Raw genomic sequence first — 20,351 nt, 5'->3', positions numbered from 1 at the left:
TCCCATTATCTTTGGAGAGGTTTTGATTAATGGTACGATTCTCCTCCCACACTTAAAAAACCAGACGACAACTATCGCCCGGTCTAACATTAATTCCTTTTAAACCAAATACGATAGAAATCGATCCATCCTTGCGAGTTAATCAGCGCCTGCTGAATACCTTCTTCACTTTCAAGCTCTGATAAATTTTTGTAAAGCGGCAGGAGCTGGCACGTTTCCAGCAATTTTTCTTCTATTATAAAGAGTCTCTTCAACCGTTCATCATGGGATTCAAGACTTTTTAACAAATCTATTTCAGCGAGAAGCCTCTCCCTGAGTTCATCAGAAAGATGGTGCCAGATTGGGCTGTTTTCTGCTAAGATCAGCTGCAGGAAACTTAATTCTTCCTGCTCGGTGACCGTTGCACTGTCATGGATGATATCTGCCTCAGCCATTGTATCGCTTCGAAGCAGTTCCTCTGCCGGGAGATATACTGTTTTTATAGAGACACCATAGGCCATGCATCTTTGCTTCAACCATGTGGTGTCCTCCACATGATCCCTGTCCTGGAAGGTATATAGTAGAAGTTCTTCACCATTGTAGGAGCTTCTCAAAAGGAGATCTGTAATGTCAACTTCACGGGAATTCTCTTCATCTCTCAAAAAGAAAGCAGCACTTTGCTGACGAAATTCTCCTAGTTCAGCAACAAGAAGGGACGGGTCTGCGATTGCTTGTATGGCGCGTCGAAGCATAGGATCTTTTAAAGGACCTTCCTTTCTTCCATTGAGTGAAAGAAATTGAACATTTTTTTCAATGCGGTTCACTCTTTTTCGGTTATCATCTTTCTTTTCTTTGTTTCTGTAATATCCAAATTCCATTTCTGTTTTGACAGGGGTCCGGTCTTCGCGATCCTCTGAAACATTCCAGAACTCAACGCTGTCTAAAAATGGCCGCTCCCTGAAATAACTTTCATTAGCATCCATGATCAGCATTGAACCATCATTTCTTACCAGCCGGAAAGGACCAGTCCCAACGAGCTTATCCAAATAGATATCCTTTGAATCGCTTTTCCTTACAATCGATAGATGCTCATCACTTAACAGGTGAAGAAGCAGGTGGTTCGGTTTTTTCAGGAGAAGTTTAATTGAATGCTCGCCCAGGATAACCGCCTCCTCCAAATCCTGAAGCATCCATCTGTATGGATTTCCCTCAGAAAGCATAAAGCGCTCAAAGGTATGCTGGATATCGCGGGAGGTCAAGCGGCTTCCGTCGTGAAACTTAATGCCTTTGCGGATATAAAATATCCATTGATCTCCTGCCTCATTATGTTCCCAGTGGAAGGCAAGCCGCGGTTCAAAGTGATTACTTTCTTCATTATAAAAAATCAATGTATCACACACATGCTTTAGGATATGACATTCGGAGCGAAGGGTGGCAAGCGTTGGGTCAAGAGGGGAAAAAGGCTGCTTGCCATATTTCAACCTCAGCACATCCCGGTTTTCCGATTCTGCTCGGTAGCCAAATAAAGTTTCAATCCAGTCAGCGAAATCCTCTTCCAAACCGGGAAATTCCTTGCTGTATTCACTAATCAAATTCTGGGCCGCTTGAAGTTTCCCTTTTTTCACAAGTCTCCTGCTCTCATCCATTAAGAGATTCACTGGATTTTTCAAAAAGGTCAGTGTTGATTTATTTCCCCTTCCTCTGCCGGGCGACCATTTAACCCAGCTTTCCCTTTCCCACTTTTGGATGGTGAGCTTGCAGTTCCGGGTTGTGCAAAACAGCACCTCGGAAATCCCATGAAGAGAGACTTCGAGTTTCCTATGTATCCTCTTATCCAGTGACAAATATAAGCTCACATAGTGTTCCAATGTAATCATAATAAAATCCTTTCCTAAAAGGTGAAGTATATACATATCTATTTCTACCCTTTTTCGCCTTTTTCCTTCTTTATAAAATAAAGACAGTAGAAAGGATGGATAAACATGATTCGAACTCTATTAAACCGCTATCCGGGGCTAGTCTGGATCCGCGTCATCGGCGAGTTGCTGACGAGCGTCACCGGCTCCATGCTTGCCCCATTCTTGATTATTTACCTTTATGATAAGCTGGATGGCAACGTCCTGCTTCCCATGATTATCGTCGGCCTGCAGCCATTGACAGAAATCGTCATCACTCTTTTAGGAGGAAACCTCACAGACCGCCTGGGAAGAAAAAAGATCATTATTGCAGGTCTTATCCTGCAGGCAGGAGCGATGGCGGGGTTCATCTTTGCCGAATCCGTCTGGATGTTTGCCCTTCTCTATGTCATTAATGGTGCCGGCCGTTCCGTTTATATCCCTGCCCAGCGCGCTCAGATCGCTGACTCCATTAACGACGGTTTGCGGTCCGAGGTTTTCGCTCTGCTGAACACAGTGGGAGCTGCCGGATTGGCGCTCGGCCCGGTCATCGGTTATTTTGTGTATACACAAGATCCAGCTCTCATGTTCGGAATGCAGGCAGCAGCTTTAGCCATCTATTTAGCTGTCGTATATCTTAAGCTTCCTGAAACATTGCCTGAACAAATCGAGGATATTGAACATGCTGCAAACAGCTTTCATCTAAAATCCTTTTTCACTAAGAATTCTTATGTATTGAGATTGATGGCCTTCAGCCTGCCGATCAGTTTTTTCTATGCACAATCGGAAACAAACTACCGGCTTTATCTGGAAGATCATTTCCCGGATTTTCTCGTTGTTCTCACTACCCTGGCTTCCATTAAAGCAGTCATGTGCTTAGTGCTCGAAATCCCTCTGGTGAAATGGAGTAATAAGTACTCTTTTAGAAAAATCATTCTTATTTCCCACAGTCTTTACTTTATCGCTGCCCTATCATATGGCTTTTCAACTTCCATGCTTCTGCTGATATTCACACAATTGATTGTGACTATGGCAGAAAGCCTCGGGTTGAACCGGCTTCTTAATCATGTTTCCGAGATTGCACCGTCCAACAAGCGTGGGCTCTACTTTTCTATATATGGAACTCATTGGGATATTTCACGGATGGCCGGCCCCTTTCTTGGCGGTCTAATCATGATTGAATGGGGAGGCGCTGTCTTGTTTCTTCTCTCGGCAATCATGCTGCTTCTCGGCGGTGCCGCTCATTATTTATTGGCTCATAAGAAGTTCTCTTTCCGTTCTTCAATAAAACTATCGGTGAATTCAAAATAAATATGGTGATAGTCCTGCCCCTAAGGAAACCTTAAATCTTTGCCTGCTTAAGAAAGCTAAAAAAAAGCTTGAGACTTTTTGATCTCAAGCTTTTTACTATGCCGACTGGCTGTTATGCTCTTTTTTTCTTTTAAAAACAGCTGTCCCTCTGTGCCAGAACCGTGCCAGTTTTTTAATCTTGGATTCTCTTTCCAAACCAAGCTGCTTATTCAACACATAGTATATTACTTCTTCAAGAACCGCCAGCAGTACAAGGACACCAACAGCTATCCATATCCACATCGACATTATTAAGAGACCCCTTTCCACTTTCATACTCTTTTCATCTCTATTCTTCTAAGTACCACAAAATGACAATTGGCTAAACTACATATTTTTATTTTCTTTTTTGTGAAAAAGTGGTATTTCTTAACTATGGACTTATTTTACTAGGATGGAGTGACCTGCTTGACAATTGATGAGTTTTGGGAGAAATACGAAACACTAGCACATACAGAACATAGCTATGAAAAATATAATCTACTAATTGATCTCTTCTCTTGGACTATGGAAAATGAACAGCCTTACGAAGAATTCGCTGTAAGGTTTGAGCTGCTGAATTGCGCAAATTTCCTGGGTGAGTTTGAAATCCTGTTTGACCATTTCTTCTGGTGCCTGGAATTTTTCCAAAATAATGAAGAACATCTTCAAGAGTGGACTTCATCTATTCTTTGGGGATTCAAATGGACTTTGGAACGCATAGTGTTATTCCCTCACGTTGACAAAGAAGCCATTGACGAACTTTTTTCTGATTTTCAGGAGCTTCTGACAAAGCATCAATTCAGCTCACGGCCATTTTATCAATTTCGGCATAAAGCCTCTCTTTTGGAAGGCGATTTTCAAAGTGCTGAAGAATATTACGGATTGTGGGTTAACGCATCTAGAGATGAACTGGCAGATTGCGCTGCCTGCGAACTGCAAGCTGAAATGGAGTATCTGTTTCAAATCAACCGAACAGATGAAGCCCTTCACATAGCGGAAAGATTATTGAACAGAGAAGTGACATGCGGAGAAATCCCCCATCTCACCTACTCCAAATTGCTCCTGCCCTACTTGCGGCTTGGAAAAACGGCAGAAGCACAATACTTTCAAAGTGAAGGCTATTTCATGATTTACCAAAAACCAAATTTGCTCGTGGAAGCCTCTGAACATCTGCTCTTTTTCGCTTTAACCAATCCAAAGGGCGGAAAAAAAATATTTGAAAGACATATTGATTCAGCAGATGCCGATAAAAACCCATACGGCATGTTCTCCTTTTACCTCGCATCCCTTGTCTGGGGGAAAGCCCTGAAGAAGAACGGGCTGCGGGTGCCTTTCTCTTTGCAGGAGATGGAGTCGGCTGTCCTGGCCATTGCCGATGACTTTGATGTGCGGAACGGCAATCAGTATTTTTACGAAAAAATGGGAGAAGTGCTGGACCTGCTGGAGACGGGTGCTGGAGCTAACCAGTGAGAGTGGATTGAATGCAAGATGCGGATTTGCCGGTTTTGCTGAGTATCGGCGGAGTCAGTAGGTTTATCAGCGGATTTATCGGCGGAAACTACTAATTTATCGGCGGAATTCACTAGTTTATCGGCGCTTTTTTCATTTTATCGGCCAATTCCCTACTTTTATCGGCAAAACGGCAAATTCCCTTCTGACTTTCTTGACAGTTCACGCAACCGTATTAAAGACAGAGCCAGGTTGCGGATAGCAAGAGGTTATCGGCGGAGTCAGCTGGTTTATCAGCGGAAACAGAGTGTTTATCGGCGGAATTCACTAGTTTATCGGCGCTTTTTTCATTTTATCGGCGAAATCACTACTTTTATCGGCGAAACGGGTTATCCTTAAGCTCAATAGCCCACTGGCAGATGCCAGTGGGCTAACTATCTAACTAACTAACATTATACTTATGGATGATTATCCAAAGTATAAATCCTGGATTTTCGTTCTCCATGAAAACCAGAACAGGCAGTATTTAGAATTCGTTTTGTGACAGAATCCGACTGAATATGGAGGAATTCACGAGCTTGATGATTCGTAATTTTATTGTTGATAAGCAGTGAATAATCAGTTAAAGCTTTTTCATGCGCAATTCTTGATAGTAACCTACAGGCTTGGCAAACCCAGCTCCCTCTCTGTCTAATCATGGGGATGTGCTTACACTTTGGGCAGTGAACTCCTGTTAAAATATCTGATTGTGTTATTTCGTAAGTATTGAGGATATCGGGGTTAAACGGAGAGTGGCTTTTTAGTAGAAGCTGAGAAAGATTTTGGAGATCCAATTGATTGATCCTTGCTTTGCTATAGTTACTTTCCAACTTATTGATCTTAAAAGGAAGAGATTCTTTATGAACTACTTTTTCCTGGACTGTTTTATCGCCAAGGGAGGTTTGCAGGATTGCTTTAGTAGAAGTACTGATAACGAGGGTCTCTAAAGGTAGATTTATAGATAGATTGTGATATTCAAGCCATCTATTCAACTGGAACTTTTGCCTTTTCACTTGAACAATTGGGTCTGGAAAAACTTCTGTAACGTTCTCCTCGGTAATTCGCATAAATTGATTAAACTGTGGTTCAAACTTGAGAATTCCAGCCATCCTTTTAATTTCCAAAATTAAAAGGAAATTCTCAGATAAAAGCAAAGTATCAATCTGAAAGTAATGAGTTCCATCAAACAATCGCAGGCCATGAAAGATATGGTACTTACTTTCTGGCAAAAAATATAAATAGTAGTCGAGGCTCTGCTCTCCTTTATACCCCGCCTGCCGATTTGACAGGTGCTGCCTCACCATAAACTTTTTCTCATGATCGGTTGATAGTCTTCCATCCAGAGCCTCCAGCTTTATCATCTGAATGGGTTTTTCCCTTTTTTTAATAATCATCGCACCACTCCTTTGGTTAGTCCCTTTTAAATTCTCCCTTTATCGATGAATTCCTTTTATAATGGATGAATCTTTTTAGAGTACGTTTGATCGACTATTTTTTGTTATTTATCGGCAGAGTTAGCAGGTTTATCGGCGGAACCGGCGTGTTTATCGGCGGAATTCACTAGTTTATCGGCGCCTTTTTCAATTTATCAGCGGAAATTACTTGATTATCGGCGAATCGTCAAATTCCTTCTGACCTTCTCTACTGTTTTACACAACAACATTACAGCCAGCGTCAGGTTGCAATAGTAAGAGGTTATCGGCGGAGTTAGCAGGTTTATCGGCGGAACCGGCGTGTTTATCGGCGGAATTCACTAGTTTATCGGCGCTTTTTTGAATTTATCAGCGGAAATTACTTGATTATCGGCGAAACGGTAAATTCCTTATGACCTTCTCGACTGTTTAACACAACAACATTAGCCAGCGTCAGGTTGCAATAGTAAGAGGTTATCGGCAGAGTTAGCAGGTTTATCGGCGGAAGCAGCTGATTTATCGGTGGAATTCACTAGTTTATCGGCGCTTTTTTCAATTTATCGGCGAAATCCCTACTTTTATCGGCAAACCGGAGATATTCTTCTACATTCCCTTCACAAATAAAAACCCCAGGCAAAAGCCTGGGGCAGGCAAACCATTACTTATCTAATTTCAGTTTTGCGAGCGCGTCGGCCAAGGCTGTATTAACAGGGGCATCGTCCTGCTTCTTCATATACTTGTTAACGTCGCTTTTTGAGACTTTGCTGTTCTTCGCTTTTTTCCTTCTTTCGTTGAAGGTCGAGAGTTTTTCGCGGTGGCCGCAGACGCAGGTGAACATCTGGCCTTCGCCTTCACCGCGCAGATCCAAGCGTTTATGGCAATTAGGGCAGCGCGCATTGGTTTTCTTGCTGACATTTTTGCGGTAGCCGCACTCGCGGTCTTTACAAACTAATTTTTTGCCGTGTTTGTTTTTGACTTCGAGCATGAGGTTTCCACAATCGGGACACTTTGTTCCGGTTAGGTTGTCATGTGCAAATTTCTTAGTGCTGTTTTTAATTTCATGTACAGACTGTTTCGCGTAAGCTTTAATTTCACTGATAAAGATATTTTTGTTCAGCTTGCCTTTGGAGATTGCCTCGAGCTTCTGCTCCCACTCCGCTGTAAGAGCAGGTGATTTCAATTCATCGGGAGCAAGGTCAAGCAGCTGCTTCCCTTTGGATGTAATCATGATAGACTTTCCTTTATTTTCGATTACGCCAGAGTTAAAGAGCTTCTCAATAATATCCGCACGGGTGGCGACGGTTCCCAAGCCTCCTGCAGAACTGATCGTCTTAATCAGGTCCTGATTCTCCCCTGCCATGTATCTCTTTGGATTTTCCATTGCCGATAGAAGCGTACCCTCATTGAAACGTGCCGGCGGCTGCGTAACATCGGATGTCTGCTCAATCGAAGAGATAGAGATTACGTCACCTTTCTCGATCTTTGGCAGTGTTTGATCAGACAAGCTGTCTCCAATTTCCTCCGATGAACTATGTCTGTCAAAAATCTCTTTCCAGCCTATTTCAATAATTCGTTTTCCTTTGGCGACAAATGCCTCCCCTGCAATCTCGGCTGCAATAGTTGTCTGCTCATATTGAAAAGGAGGAAGGAACATGGCCAGGAAACGTTTAACAACAAGGTCATAAATTTTCCGTTCCTTATCGCTTAAAGAATTAAGAAACGCCGTCTGCTCTGTCGGGATGATGGCATGATGATCAGAGACTTTGCTGTCATCCACAAATGCCTTCCCTAACTTACCTGAACTTTTCATGGCTTTTGCGGCAAGCAGATTATACGGCTTGATAGATACCGCCTGGATCCTGTCTTTCAGTGTGTCTACAATATCACTGGAAAGGTGCCGAGAATCGGTACGCGGATACGTTAAAAGCTTATGCTGTTCATAGAGCTTCTGCATGATGGACAGCGTTTCTTTTGCCGAATACCCAAAAATTTTATGAGCGTCACGCTGAAGTTCGGTTAAGTCATAAAGTCCCGGTGAAAAACTTTTCTTCAAGCTTTTGTCCACAGAGGTAACTTCTGCCTTCTTCTCACTTTTAAGATTCCCGGACACCTTTTCAATGAAGTCTTTTGAGAAGGTCCGATATTCTTTGGTTTTGCTATCCTGCCAAGTCAGATTGAACTCACGGCTCTTTGCTTTCAGGCCGTAGAAAGGCTTCGGCTTGAAGTTCTTGATCTCTTCTTCTCTTTGCGCAATGATACCGAGGGTCGGTGTCTGGACTCTGCCGCAGGACAACTGGGCATTGTGCTTAACAGTCAGAGCGCGGGTCGCATTCATTCCAACATACCAATCCGCTTCCGAACGGGCTTGGGCAGCAGCATACAGGTTTTCATACTCTTTACCGTTCTTCAGCTTCCTGAATCCTTCTTTGATTGCCTTATCGGTTACAGATGAGATCCATAAACGTTTAATCGGTTTGTTCACACGTGCTTTTTCAATGATCCAGCGGGCGACCAGCTCCCCTTCCCGGCCGGCATCCGTTGCGATGACGATTTCTTTTACATCATTACGGGCCATCTGGCTTTTGACCGCGTTGAACTGCCTGCCTGTCTTCTTGATGACCACCAGCTTGAGTTCATTCGGCAGCATTGGCAGGTCTTCTATCCTCCACGTCTGGTATTTGCTATCGTAGGCATCCGGTTCGGCCAGCGTTACAAGATGGCCGAGAGCCCAAGTGACAATATAGTTGTCTCCTTCTATAAATCCGTTCCCTTTTTTATGGCAATTCAATACAGCAGCGATGTCCCTGCCGACTGATGGTTTTTCAGCGAGTACTAATGTTTTGCTCAATCGAAACAATCCTTTCATTTGCGAACGTACGCATAGTTCCTTCCATTATACAGGATTCACCGATTTAAATTAAGAAGGCAGTTTTTTCATAACTCTTTGTATAGTTATTGTATAGATTAAAGTAATGGATTTCTGCTCCAGGAGCACGACTCCGCGGGGCGGGCGGTGAGCCTCCTCGGCTTCGCCTGTATAAAAAGTGGAAGCACCTTGGTCAGCCCCGACAGGCAAATGTTCTCAAGAGAAAAAAGGCGGTTTTCCTTTTTATCTCTTGGGGTTATTTGACCCCGAGGGGCTAGGTGCTGGATCTAGATTGGGGGTCTCACCTGTCCCGCTAGTCCCGCAGGAGGTCGTTCTCCTTCCACTCCAATCCCTCTTTGTAAAAAGGGGTAGTGGAAAAGTGGCATACTTAAAAATAATTCTAAAAAGAGCATTGCATAAACACTATTGCTCGTCAAAATTTAGTAATTTCAGTTTCAGATACTATAAAGGATAGCAATGTGTATTAAGTTGGAAAATTTCTTCTCCCCATATGCCCTCATATATCTAAGTACTCCCGAAAAAGTTTTTAGCTTCCACCTAATGTGTTAGCCAAGTAGTTTTTAAAACCATTCTATAAACAAGCAAAAATAGGCTCCCCTTGACAACTGGGAAGAATAGAATATAATTAACTTTTGTATTCCCGACTTTTTTTATATGAATTATGAGAATAGGTGATTATTAATGTTCATAAATATTAAAAATCTAAATAAGCAATTCAACGACAAGGATGGCCAGCCCATAACTGTTTTGAAGGACATTGACCTCAGTGTTGAAAAGGGAGAATTCGTTTCGATCCTTGGACCTTCCGGCTGCGGAAAATCGACTCTCCTTTCCATTGTCGCAGGATTGACTTCCGCTTCCTCAGGTGTCATCGAGGCTGCAGGTAAATCCATTAAAAAGCCTGGAAAAGACAGAGGCATGGTCTTTCAACAGGCCGCTTTGTTCCCTTGGCTGAACGTTCTGGATAACGTTACCTTTCCCTTAAAGAAGGAAATGTCAAAGAATGACGCTGCCCAACAGGCAAAGAAATACCTGAAAATGGTGCAGCTGAGCAACTATCTTCATCATTACCCTCATGAGCTATCAGGAGGGATGCAGCAGCGTGTTGCCATTGCCCGTGCTCTTGCCATGAATCCTGAAATTCTCTTGATGGATGAACCATTCGGGGCTCTGGATGAGCAGACACGCTCCCGCCTTCATGAACAGCTTGAGCGGATTTGGATGGAGACGAAGAAGACGGTCCTGTTTGTTACCCACAGCATCTCGGAATCTATCAAGCTGTCCGATCGAATCATTGTAATGGGAACGAGGCCTGGAACGATCATAGCCGATATCAAGGTGGATATCCCCCGCCCCCGCGAAGAGCATAAAGAAGAGAGAATTGCTCTGGAGGAAGAAATCATGGTCCACCTTAAGAAAGAAATAGACAAAGTCATCAGTGAGGAATTAGCTTATGAAGCCAATAGTTAAGAGATTAATATTTTTCGCTGTCATTCTATCGCTTTGGGAAGCCGGTGCCTATTTTGAGTTGTGGGCAAAAATCATACTTCCGGCGCCTTCCGATGTTTTTCAAGCTTTACTAACCGGTTTTTCTGATATGACACTTGTATACGATTTAATCGCAAGCTTCAAGAGACTGATTATCGGTCTAGGCATCGCCCTTGCCATCGGAACCAGCATCGGCATCCTTCTTGCCAAGTCCAAAACGGCTGACGAGACACTCGGTTCGCTGCTTCTTGCTTTCCAGAGCGTCCCTAGTATTGTTTGGCTGCCACTGGCTATCATGTGGTTTGGCTTGAATGAAACATCTGTCATTTTTGTCGTTGTACTTGGAGGAACGTTCGTAATGGCCCTTAATATCCGGACCGGGATTCAGAACGTGTCCCCTCTTTACATCAAAGCGGCGCAAACAATGGGTTCGAAGGGAATTGATTTATTCATCAGAGTCATCTTCCCGGCTTCCATCCCTTACGCCGTAACAGGTGCAAGACTTGCCTGGGCATTTGCCTGGAGAGCCTTGATGGCAGGAGAACTGCTCAGTACAGGGCCGGGACTTGGATACACTCTCCGTTTCGCGTCAGACTTTGGGGACATGTCGCTTGTGATCGGCGTCATGGTGATCATTGGTGTCATCGGTGCCGTCGTCGACCAGCTGATCTTCTCCCGCATTGAGAAAAATGTATTGAAACGCTGGGGTCTTCAATCTTAAACCCAAACCATACTAAAAAAGGCTGTTTTCGCATAAATTGTTGCTTTCGGAAAAATCCCAAGAGCCGGATTTTCACCCTGGATACTGAGGTATTACTTTCTAATCTGGAAGAGCAGCTCTTTTCTCTTCCTATTTACGGGGTTTTAGCTGTGAATTAGGGTTATTTTCTTTGGAATTGGTGTGGATTAGCAACAAAGTTTACGAAAAGACCTAAATAAATGAATTCAGGAGGAACACTATGAAAAAAATACTAATGTTATTCACCGTGTTACTAACGTTTGCCGGTCTTTTAGCAGGCTGCGGCACATCTTCTAACTCTTCTGGTGAAGGCGGCAATAAAGAAAAAGTCATTTATGGTTACTTCCCTAATATCAATCACGTGCCCGCAATGGTCGTGAAGGATCAAGGATACCTTGAGGCAGAACTTGGAGACGGCACAGAAGTGGAATACAAAACGTTCGCTGATGGAGCTGCGTTCATGACAGCCTTGAAAACAGGAGAAATCGATGCCGGCCTGGTCGGTCCTGGACCCGCAATGAATAACTACTCCACTGGCGCAGATGTTAAAATCATTGCTGGTGCTTCTACAGGCGGTACAGTCGTACTCGCTAGAAAAGACAGCGGAATAGAGTCCCCTGAAGACTTCGCAGGAAAAACGTTCATTACACCAGCTGTAGGATGTACTCATGACGTGCAAGTTGAGACATTCATGAAGGAGATGGGCATTACTTCTGAGCGCATAGGAGGCACAATGCGCCACATTACAGGCAATCCTGCTCAATATCAAGCCATGTTTGAAAGCGGAAAAATTGATATTGCCGTTGCACCAGAACCTTGGGCAGCAGTACTAGAACAGGAAACAGGCGCAAAAGTCATCATCAACGCGGATGAAGTTTCTTTCGGTGAAACCCTTCCTGCTTCTGTTATGGCTGCATCAGGTAAGGTGATGGAAGAAAACCCAGAGTTGATTCAGAAAATTGTTGATGCTCATAAAAAAGCGACACAATTCATTATCGATAACCCCGAAGAAGCAAAAGCAATTACCATTAAAGATGTAAAAGACGTAACAGGCCAAGAATTAGACGAGAAAGTTGTCGATGGAGCCTGGGAAAGAATAGGTTTCACGTATGAAGTCGACTCCGAAGCTGTTCAAGCATTCGCTGACTCTTCTTATGAACTGAAATTCCTTAAAGAAAAGCCGGATTTCACAGACCTTATCGATAAACAATTCATCCAATAATTATTCAGCGGCTGATCCTCAATGTGGATCAGCCGTTTTTAAGGGGGACAAATCATGAAATGGATTAAACCTGCCGCACTCCTCATCTTCGCAGGATTACTTTTCACAGGCTGCTCCAGCTCGGAAAATATTGAAGAGACATTCCCTATGAGTATGGAAATAGAAGAATTTTCCGCCGTCAATCAGGATGGAGAGGCTGTAACGTTAAGCGGGCTTAAAGGACGCATTACGTTTGCAGATTTTATATTTACCAGCTGTGACACGGTCTGCCTTCCCATGACGGCGAATATGGCCCATTTGCAAAAAAAGCTGAAAGAAGCAAATCTGGAGGAAGATGTTAAACTGATCTCCTTCAGCATCGATCCAGAGAACGACACACCAGAGGTTTTGACCGAATACAGCCAGCATTATGAAGCAGACTTAGCTCACTGGGATTTCCTGACGGGGTATACACAAGAAGAAATTGAACTGTTCGCCAACCGATCCTTTAACACACCGGCTGCTAAAGTGGAAGGATCCAATCAATTTGTTCACGGCACATCCTTTTACTTAATCAGTGAAAATGGCACTGTCTTGAAACAATACGAAGGTGTAAGTGACCCTCCTTTTGATGAAATGATCGAAGACATTAAGAAATTGAACTAATTTCCTCTCAGTTTTGATAAGATACTAATAGGAAACTCAGTATTGAATACAACAATTGCTTAGCAGCATAGAGGAGCAGTGGATGATTTGCAGGACGTTTTAAACAAAAGGATTGCTGCACGCCTCCCCAAATGGAGCAGCGGCATCCTTTTATTATTGATCATAGCAGGGGCAGCCAAGTATCTTGGCACCCTTTTCCCTCTCGTGGGAAGTATTTTATTTGCCATCATCCTTGGTATTGCCATTAACAATACCGTTGGAGTACATGCCGTTTTTCAGCCTGGGCTCTCACTCACCTTGAAAAAGCTATTAAAAGCGGCAGTGGTCATGCTTGGGGTCAGCCTCAGCCTCGCCGACATCCTCTTGATTGGCAGACAATCGCTTTGGATTATTTTGGTCTCTGTCATATTGGGAATTGTTATGACCGTGTGGGCAGGAAGCCTGCTGAAGATGGACCGCAAGCTCTCTTTGCTGATTGGGGTTGGCACAAGCATCTGCGGGGCAACGGCCATTTCCGCCGTCAAAGGGGTGATAGATTCTGATGATAACGAAACGGCATACGCCATTTCAATCATTGTCTTTTTTAATCTTATTGCCTTTTTCTTATATCCGATGGTCGGACATGTGCTGGACCTGAATTCCATGTCGTTTGGAATCTGGGCGGGCACAGCTGTCCATGATACTTCTTCGGCCATCGCAGTTGGTTATGTATACGGAAACGAAGCCGGCCAAGTCGCAACTACCGTGAAGCTGGCAAGGACCCTGTTTTTGCTTCCGCTGATTCTTGTACTTCCGCTGCTTCTGAAAACAGATACGCCCAGGGGTTCAACGGCCGCAAGAAAAGCATTTCCTTGGTTTGTCCTTCTTTTCCTGGCTGTAAGTATCGTGAATTCGTTCGGCATCATTCCAGGAGCTGTTGAAGAAGCAGTGACAGACACCGCAAAATTCATCATCATTATGGTAATGGCCGCTGTCGGCTTGCAGGTGAACCTCAAGCAGTTCGCCAAACTTGGATGGAAACCGTTGATTGCCGGTCTGGCAGCATCTGTGACGGTATCTGTGGTCAGTCTGGTTATGATCTTGTTTTTATTGTAAAATGATTGGACCAGGAGAGCCTTAACTGATTGAGGGCAAAACCAAATGCGGTTTTGCCCTCTTCTGTTATGAGCTTGTCTATGAGCGTGGTGAGTGTTCGTAAGTTTGCAGCGTTTTTAAACTGCAGCAGATCTTCAAAAACTAGAATTACATGCTGTATAAAGTCCTTTTATATGGCATCAACTCTACCTTAACTAGAATTACATGCTGTATAAAGGGCTTTTATACGGCATCACATCCATCTAATCAGAATTACATGCTGTATAAAGTCCTTTTATACGGCCTCACTTCCAACCAATCAGAATTACATGCTGTAAAAAGATCTCTTCATACGATCCCTGTGTGTCTGTAAAATATGCAGTGCACCAGGGCTTCCTGCTCTTCAATACTTCTTCTGAAAGAATTTAGAAACAAAGGCTGCCAGCAAAGCGGCAATTAGTAGAAAGATCAGGCTGAAGTACGTAAAGCCTCCGCCAAAAGAAACCTCACTTGATAAAGCAGTGCTTGTCTCCCAAGCTCCTGCTATGTCTGGTGTATACAATGCTGTAAGGACCAAACCGGAACCAATTTGCAAGACTGCATACAATACAAGAAAGCTTGTCAAAAAGATCAAAACTTTTTTCAAAATAGCACCCTCCCATATTTTTATCCTCGGTAAAAACCTTTGTACTATTTTATACGACTCCAACCAATAAAAGTTTCAATATCCTAGTTTTCACCTTAACAATTCAACCTCAACTTCTTAAACATTCTTCATTCTTGAATTATTCCTTGAGACCATCAGACCAGTAAATCCGGCTAAAAAGGACGGAGGCAGGCTCCAGAAAAGATAGCCCCACTGACCGGTAATAAAGGAAATGAACAGAAAAAACACCGGCAAACCAATTAGTACTGCTAAAGATACAATCATGGGTAACCCAGTTTTTTTCAAAATATTGCTCCCCCTATACTTTTAATTAATTCCAATTATTACAAAATAAACCTCTACATTCAATGTTAAATCAAAAAAAAGAGTACAGAAAAGTCTGTACTCCAAAGATCATTGATACTTCACAATCAAACCGCAAGCCAATCGCTTCCCCGCGTCGCCCGATGGCTGGGACCGGTAATCATCCGGACTCTGGTGAATGATGACAGCTTTCCCTACTATGTCCTCTGGTCTGAATCTGTTGGTAAAGAAAGTCATTCTCGCATAGCCATTATTGGAAAAAAGGACCGGGAAATCGCCTGCATGGTTTCCATGGGGTTCACCGTCTGGGTTCCAATGGCCGCCTGCTGCTTTAAATGGCTCTTCTTTGTCACCGATATCACAACTGCCATTTTCATGAAGGTGAAATCCGTGTGGTCCGATTGGATTCTGCTCTCCTTGGGCTGGTTTGAACTCCGGCAGCCCATTTACTTCTACATGAACCTCCGTCCCATTTGGCACTTCTCTGAAAAAAACATATCCTTTTAAGTTTGGAGCCAGAGGCCCTCCTTCAATTTGGGCATAGGAAATCGAAGGAACATTTCTATAAGGAAGATAGCCATTATAATATCCCTGCTGAACACCGTAATAATAAGACATTTTTCACCACTCCTCCTGCTGGGCTTTTGCCAACTATCCTATGTAATTACGCCCAAATACGTGAATACCTTACTTTCAGCCTCAATATGATCTATAATAGATGAAAACAGATGAAGGAGAGACACCCAGATGTCATCAACCGAGAAAAAGAAAATCAGCCTTGCAGAAGCAATGAAGGAAAAGCTCGCACAAAAGAAACAACAATCCGGCAGCAACCCCAACAGACTTGTGAAATCGACCCAGCCGCTCAAAAGCCAGCTCACCAAAAAGCCTAATAATCAAAAGAAACGAACGGGGGTTTAATATGAACGGTCAACAGCGCGCCAATATTAAACCAGGTATCGAAGTTGATATCGTCCTGAAAAAAGACCAGAGAAGCGGAAATACCACGAGAGGCACTGTAAAAGATATCCTCACCAACTCGGCAACGCATCCCCACGGCATTAAAGTCCGCCTTGCAGATGGACAAGTTGGCAGGGTAAAAAATATAATACAATAAACTTTCCCAATGGTGCCTGGAAACTAAACAGCTGGTTCAGTTTCCAGGCACCTCTTTTGTTTGTGCACATCCACATGTTTATAAATCCTCCAATTAAGGAATAAATACAAGTGAAATAAATCAAAAGGAGATGAGATTTTGTCACAAACCGATTTGAAGCAAGAAGTTCTTAATGTCCTTGAAAACAGCATGGTTGGAACACTGGCTACCGTTATTGAAAACAAACCTCATTCTCGATACATGACTTTTTTCAATGATGACCTGACACTCTTAACACCTACCAGCAGCGAAACCCATAAAGCCGATGAGATTGAGCAGAACCCACATGTCCATGTACTGCTTGGATATGAAGGCGACGGCTATGGAGATGCTTATGTTGAGGTCGAAGGAAAAGTTCAGATCAGCAAAGATGAAAGCCTCAAAGAAAAACTTTGGGATGACGAAATGAAAAAATGGTTTAAAGGACCGGACGACCCGGACTTAATCATTTTGGAGATTCATCCAACTCAATACCGTTTGATGAATAAGAATGGCGAAGAGCCAAAAGTACTTGATTTGTAAGATTCTAGAGGCAAGCACGCTGAATTGCGTGCTTATTTTTTTATTTCTGTATAGAACTGATGATACACACAAATAAATCCCCTGTAGATGCTTTGCCACTCCAACAATCGATGCCTTCTTATCTAACTGAGTGAAAGACCTGATTGTTTTCAAGGCATCTGAATTATTATCCTCCCTCATTCCGCCCTTTTTTCCATGTCTTAGAAGGAAAATTTCAAAGAAGGAAGAACCTTGAAGAGTAGAGAAAAAGTATAGCAGTTGGACTGTCTTCCTCAGAAGCAGGACAACCCTGAATATATTTCTTCGCTTGCTTAGTAAGATTTTTAAAGGAGGATAAGTATGAAAATACGTTTATCAGAAGCTCATGAGCTCCAACAGATTCAAAAGCAGCGTGTTGAGGCTTATGAGGAACATGCTCGAAAGCTTTCTGCTGATCATTGGGAAGGCTTGAGAAGTGCAATTTCTTCTGGATTCGGCGAAGACAGCGGAGCGGAAGTTCTCGTTGCAGAACTAGAAGGGAAAATTGTCGGAAGTGTAGTATTGTATCCAGGAAACATTGATGCCTATAAAGGGCTATTCACCGTTTCTGCCCATCCTGAAATTAGAATGCTCGCTGTAGACAGGCAGGCAAGAAAACAAGGGGTTGCCAGGCAGTTAATTGAAGAATGCATCCGCCGTTCTGAAGGGAGAGGATATGAATATATTGGGCTTCATACTGGCGAATTCATGGAAGGTGCTATCCATTTGTATGAGAAAATTGGCTTTGAACATCAACCTGAAAGCGATTTTGAACCAGTGAATGACGGGGTAATAGTTAAATCTTACAGACTTAAAATTCGATGAAAAAACCCTCCCAAAGACGGGGAGGGCATTCCGGAAGATCATTCTCCCAAATCTACATTATGGTAGACCTGCTGAACATCTTCCAAGTCTTCAATTGCATCAATTAATTTTTCAAAATCAGCTTGAGTGTCTTCTGGAAGGCTGATATCATTCTGCGCAAGCATCGTTAGTTCTGCCACAGTGAAATCCGTTACCCCAGCATCTCTGAAAGCTTGTTGAACCGCATGGAATTGATCAGGTTCCGCATAGATGATGACCGCTTCATCTTCTTCAATGATATCTCTGGCATCAACGTCGGCGTCCATCAGGATTTCCAGAGCTTCTTCGGCACTTTTCCCTTCCATTCCCACAACAGCCGTTGCATCGAACATATAAGCAACAGATCCGCTCACACCCATATTGCCGCCATTTTTACCAAAAGCAGCACGGACTTCAGAAGCCGTCCTATTTACGTTGTTTGTTAAAGCATCAACTATGATCATCGATCCGTTTGGACCAAACCCCTCATAGCGGAGCTGATCAAAGTTCTCTTCAGTGCCGCCTTTTGCTTTTTCCAGTGCGCGGTCAATGATATTTCTTGGTACATTATATGTTTTGGCGCGCTCAAGAACGAACTTCAAAGGCTGATTGGCTTCCGGATCCGGCTCTCCCTGCTTGGCGACAACATAGATTTCCTTGGCAAATTTAGAATAGATACGACTCGTATTTGCATCTTTTGAAGCTTTCTTTTCTTTGATATTATTCCACTTACGACCCATAGTTTCCACTCTCTTTCAAATTGTTACTAGACTTCCTTTCTATTATAACGCAATTAGCTGAGATGTTTCGAGATTAATTCCTGAGATCAACGTAAAACTCAGGCTGGGACAGGCCGCTCTCTTCAATCTTCTCCACAACAATATGGTTAACAGTGGTCGTAAACTCTTCAGTAAATTGTGCTGTTTCGTTTAAGGCAGCTTTAAAATCACCCGTGTCATTAAATCGTCCTACTGTTAGGTGGGGAACATAAGTCAGTTCGCGGAACAGGAATTCTCTCAACCTACCCGTGTAAAGGAGATCATGGAGTCTGATGATCTCGTCATTTCCCTTTTTTACATTTAAGAAAAGATACTCACTCCCCTCCCCAGTCACTCCCTGCAATTTTATGGAGAAGAGTTTTTCGTGCAAAAGCACACTCTCAATATGGGCATGCAGTTGTTCTGCAGTCAGGTCACTGGTGAATGGGAAGACAAGAGTAATATGAGGAGGAATCAATTGATAAAGAGGGTCATACTTCGACCGCAGCTCATCAATAAGCCTGCCATTTTCAAACTCTGGAAATATAGTGATCGATCTTTCAATCATAGAATCTCCTCCGGGTTTAGTCAATCTATACAATCATGCTCATTAAAATTATTTGCAAGTTACATTATATAAGATTATTTCTTTTGATGGGAGCGGGAGGTGGACGATTTCCTGGGGATAAGCTGGCCGTCTAGTTCCAGCAGCTGGAGAAAATTAACGTCGTTCGTCTAGCAGCTTCAAGGAAAATAACACCTCAACTGACCTGATTTATTTAAAATTATTTACAATGATAATGATCATTGAATGTCAAACTCTACTATCGAACTATTACTTTTCACTCTTCCAAAATGATCCTATTTGTGGTATATTTTCTGAAAGTTCAGTTTTTAACTTGATTTTCAGGAGGAATGCTTATGAAGAGTTCGGTAAGATTAATTCCTTATGTCAAAGAAGAAATCATGGAAACTGCATCAGAAATGCCTGCAGGAGTCGACCTGGTACAAGCCCCGAAGCTGTGGAAATCAGTTAAAGGAAAAGGTGTTACGGTCGCTGTTTTGGACACAGGTTGTGACATAGATCACGAGGATCTGCAGGGACGGGTTGTGGGTACCCGCAACTTCACGAATGATGATGATGGCAATGAAGAGAACGTAACAGACTACAACGGACATGGTACACATGTAGCCGGAACAATAGCAGCAAACGAAAATGGATCTGGAGTAGTGGGGGTTGCCCCGGAGGCCAGTCTGCTGATTATTAAAGTATTGGCGGGAGAACAAGGCAGCGGGAGATACGATTGGATCGTGGATGGAATTCAGTATGCCATTGACCAAGGGGTAGACATTATTTCCATGTCTCTTGGCGGTCCCTCTGACTACGGTCCTCTTCATGACGTGATTAAGCAGGCGGTGGCGGCTAACATCTCTGTTGTCTGCGCTGCGGGCAACGAAGGAGATGAGAATGCAGAAACCGATGAACTTTCCTTTCCAGCTTGTTACAATGAAGTCATTTCAGTAGGGGCCATCGACTTTGAACGAAATTCATCTTACTTCACCAACTCCAATAATGAAGTCGATCTCGTGGCACCTGGAGAAAAGATACTTTCTACAATACCCGGCGGCAAATTTGCCGAATTCAGCGGTACCTCAATGTCAGCGCCTCATGTTTCAGGGGCATTGGCATTGGTAAAATTACTCGAGGAAGCCAGTTTTGACAGAAAGCTTTCGGAATGTGAGATTTACGCTCAGCTTGTTAAACGGACCATCCCGCTTGGTTATCCGAAAGCATTAGAAGGGAATGGTCTCCTGTACCTTACCGCACCGGACTTGCTGGAGGAATATTTGCAGCAGAATCAGTTGTCTTTATCGGTGTGACCAGGTTGTGGAGCGGAACAATTTTTACATCTGAAATGAAGT

At 43.3% G+C, this 20,351-nt stretch carries 21 protein-coding genes; 12 read left to right on the top strand and 9 right to left on the bottom strand.

Features of this window, described 5'->3' with window-relative positions:
* Positions 1 to 89: 89 nt before the first annotated feature.
* Complete coding sequence (locus FZC78_RS18855; RefSeq protein ID WP_187445007.1) at positions 90 to 1,856, bottom strand: SgrR family transcriptional regulator; 1,767 nt, start codon at positions 1,854 to 1,856, stop codon at positions 90 to 92.
* A 105-nt stretch (positions 1,857 to 1,961) separates the two neighbouring features.
* On the opposite strand from FZC78_RS18855, the gene FZC78_RS18850 reads away from it, so the two are divergent.
* Positions 1,962 to 3,185, top strand: coding sequence for an MDR family MFS transporter (locus FZC78_RS18850; protein ID WP_148941624.1), 1,224 nt, complete (start codon positions 1,962 to 1,964; stop codon positions 3,183 to 3,185).
* A 96-nt stretch (positions 3,186 to 3,281) separates the two neighbouring features.
* On the opposite strand, the gene FZC78_RS18845 is transcribed toward FZC78_RS18850, so the two are convergent.
* Positions 3,282 to 3,473 (bottom strand): hypothetical protein, encoded by a 192-nt coding sequence (locus tag FZC78_RS18845; RefSeq protein WP_148941623.1) that lies wholly within the window; start codon positions 3,471 to 3,473, stop codon positions 3,282 to 3,284.
* 159 nt (positions 3,474 to 3,632) lie between these two features.
* Between FZC78_RS18845 and FZC78_RS18840 the strand changes: the two genes are divergently transcribed.
* Entirely contained in the window at positions 3,633 to 4,676 is a 1,044-nt protein-coding gene (locus tag FZC78_RS18840; protein ID WP_148941622.1) for a hypothetical protein, read from the top strand.
* 437 nt (positions 4,677 to 5,113) lie between these two features.
* Here the strand turns inward: FZC78_RS18840 and FZC78_RS18835 are convergent, their stop codons facing one another.
* Both FZC78_RS18835 and FZC78_RS18830 read right to left on the bottom strand, forming a co-directional pair.
* Entirely contained in the window at positions 5,114 to 6,088 is a 975-nt protein-coding gene (locus FZC78_RS18835) for a nuclease-related domain-containing protein (RefSeq protein WP_148941621.1), read from the bottom strand.
* Between the two features lie 676 nt (positions 6,089 to 6,764).
* The gene (locus tag FZC78_RS18830) at positions 6,765 to 8,972 is read right to left on the bottom strand and encodes a DNA topoisomerase III (RefSeq protein WP_286365507.1); all 2,208 of its coding nucleotides are present in this window, start codon (positions 8,970 to 8,972) and stop codon (positions 6,765 to 6,767) included.
* A 702-nt stretch (positions 8,973 to 9,674) separates the two neighbouring features.
* Here FZC78_RS18830 and FZC78_RS18825 point away from each other — a divergent pair.
* The 5 genes from FZC78_RS18825 (at position 9,675) to FZC78_RS18805 (ending at position 14,182) form a co-directional block, all read left to right on the top strand.
* Positions 9,675 to 10,463 (top strand): ABC transporter ATP-binding protein, encoded by a 789-nt coding sequence (locus tag FZC78_RS18825; RefSeq protein ID WP_148941619.1) that lies wholly within the window; start codon positions 9,675 to 9,677, stop codon positions 10,461 to 10,463.
* Positions 10,447 to 11,202 (top strand): ABC transporter permease, encoded by a 756-nt coding sequence (locus tag FZC78_RS18820; RefSeq protein ID WP_148941618.1) that lies wholly within the window; start codon positions 10,447 to 10,449, stop codon positions 11,200 to 11,202. The genes FZC78_RS18825 and FZC78_RS18820 overlap by 17 nt, the downstream gene beginning before the upstream one ends.
* A gap of 238 nt (positions 11,203 to 11,440) precedes the next feature.
* Positions 11,441 to 12,442, top strand: a complete 1,002-nt coding sequence (locus tag FZC78_RS18815; RefSeq protein WP_148941617.1) for an aliphatic sulfonate ABC transporter substrate-binding protein — start codon at positions 11,441 to 11,443, stop codon at positions 12,440 to 12,442.
* A 54-nt stretch (positions 12,443 to 12,496) separates the two neighbouring features.
* Positions 12,497 to 13,087: an SCO family protein gene (locus FZC78_RS18810; protein WP_148941616.1), complete on the top strand. Its 591-nt coding sequence runs from the start codon at positions 12,497 to 12,499 to the stop codon at positions 13,085 to 13,087.
* An 87-nt stretch (positions 13,088 to 13,174) separates the two neighbouring features.
* Complete coding sequence (locus FZC78_RS18805; RefSeq protein WP_252183682.1) at positions 13,175 to 14,182, top strand: YeiH family protein; 1,008 nt, start codon at positions 13,175 to 13,177, stop codon at positions 14,180 to 14,182.
* A 382-nt stretch (positions 14,183 to 14,564) separates the two neighbouring features.
* Here the strand turns inward: FZC78_RS18805 and FZC78_RS18800 are convergent, their stop codons facing one another.
* The 3 genes from FZC78_RS18800 to FZC78_RS18790 form a co-directional block, all read right to left on the bottom strand.
* Positions 14,565 to 14,807, bottom strand: a complete 243-nt coding sequence (locus FZC78_RS18800) for a hypothetical protein (RefSeq protein WP_148941614.1) — start codon at positions 14,805 to 14,807, stop codon at positions 14,565 to 14,567.
* Positions 14,808 to 14,924: 117 nt separating this feature from the next.
* Positions 14,925 to 15,113: a hypothetical protein gene (locus tag FZC78_RS18795; protein ID WP_148941613.1), complete on the bottom strand. Its 189-nt coding sequence runs from the start codon at positions 15,111 to 15,113 to the stop codon at positions 14,925 to 14,927.
* 108 nt (positions 15,114 to 15,221) lie between these two features.
* The gene (locus FZC78_RS18790) at positions 15,222 to 15,749 is read right to left on the bottom strand and encodes a superoxide dismutase family protein (protein ID WP_148941612.1); all 528 of its coding nucleotides are present in this window, start codon (positions 15,747 to 15,749) and stop codon (positions 15,222 to 15,224) included.
* Positions 15,750 to 15,878: 129 nt separating this feature from the next.
* Here FZC78_RS18790 and FZC78_RS23850 point away from each other — a divergent pair, with 129 nt between their 5' ends.
* The 4 genes from FZC78_RS23850 to FZC78_RS18775 all read left to right on the top strand — a co-directional run bounded on the left by FZC78_RS23850 (position 15,879) and on the right by FZC78_RS18775 (position 17,652).
* Positions 15,879 to 16,052 carry a hypothetical protein gene (locus FZC78_RS23850; RefSeq protein WP_187442707.1) on the top strand — a complete coding sequence of 58 codons (174 nt, stop codon included), beginning with the start codon at positions 15,879 to 15,881 and terminating at the stop codon, positions 16,050 to 16,052.
* A gap of 1 nt (position 16,053) precedes the next feature.
* On the top strand, positions 16,054 to 16,248 hold the full coding sequence (locus FZC78_RS18785) for a YwbE family protein (RefSeq protein ID WP_148941611.1): 195 nt from the start codon (positions 16,054 to 16,056) through the stop codon (positions 16,246 to 16,248).
* A gap of 138 nt (positions 16,249 to 16,386) precedes the next feature.
* Positions 16,387 to 16,809 (top strand): pyridoxamine 5'-phosphate oxidase family protein, encoded by a 423-nt coding sequence (locus FZC78_RS18780; RefSeq protein ID WP_148941610.1) that lies wholly within the window; start codon positions 16,387 to 16,389, stop codon positions 16,807 to 16,809.
* 339 nt (positions 16,810 to 17,148) lie between these two features.
* Positions 17,149 to 17,652 carry a GNAT family N-acetyltransferase gene (locus tag FZC78_RS18775; RefSeq protein ID WP_148941609.1) on the top strand — a complete coding sequence of 168 codons (504 nt, stop codon included), beginning with the start codon at positions 17,149 to 17,151 and terminating at the stop codon, positions 17,650 to 17,652.
* A 38-nt stretch (positions 17,653 to 17,690) separates the two neighbouring features.
* Here the strand turns inward: FZC78_RS18775 and FZC78_RS18770 are convergent, their stop codons facing one another.
* Both FZC78_RS18770 and FZC78_RS18765 read right to left on the bottom strand, forming a co-directional pair.
* Complete coding sequence (locus tag FZC78_RS18770; protein WP_148941608.1) at positions 17,691 to 18,410, bottom strand: YebC/PmpR family DNA-binding transcriptional regulator; 720 nt, start codon at positions 18,408 to 18,410, stop codon at positions 17,691 to 17,693.
* A 73-nt stretch (positions 18,411 to 18,483) separates the two neighbouring features.
* Positions 18,484 to 18,996, bottom strand: coding sequence for a 2'-5' RNA ligase family protein (locus tag FZC78_RS18765; protein WP_148941607.1), 513 nt, complete (start codon positions 18,994 to 18,996; stop codon positions 18,484 to 18,486).
* A gap of 353 nt (positions 18,997 to 19,349) precedes the next feature.
* Between FZC78_RS18765 and FZC78_RS18760 the strand changes: the two genes are divergently transcribed.
* Positions 19,350 to 20,309 carry a S8 family peptidase gene (locus tag FZC78_RS18760; RefSeq protein WP_148941606.1) on the top strand — a complete coding sequence of 320 codons (960 nt, stop codon included), beginning with the start codon at positions 19,350 to 19,352 and terminating at the stop codon, positions 20,307 to 20,309.
* The last annotated feature ends 42 nt before the right edge of the window (positions 20,310 to 20,351 follow it).

The organism is Rossellomorea vietnamensis, from assembly GCF_008180415.1.
GTDB classification, from domain to species: Bacteria; Bacillota; Bacilli; order Bacillales; family Bacillaceae_B; genus Rossellomorea; species Rossellomorea vietnamensis_C.
Note: the sequence above shows the minus strand (reverse complement) of the source record. Positions and strands in the feature narration are given on the sequence as shown.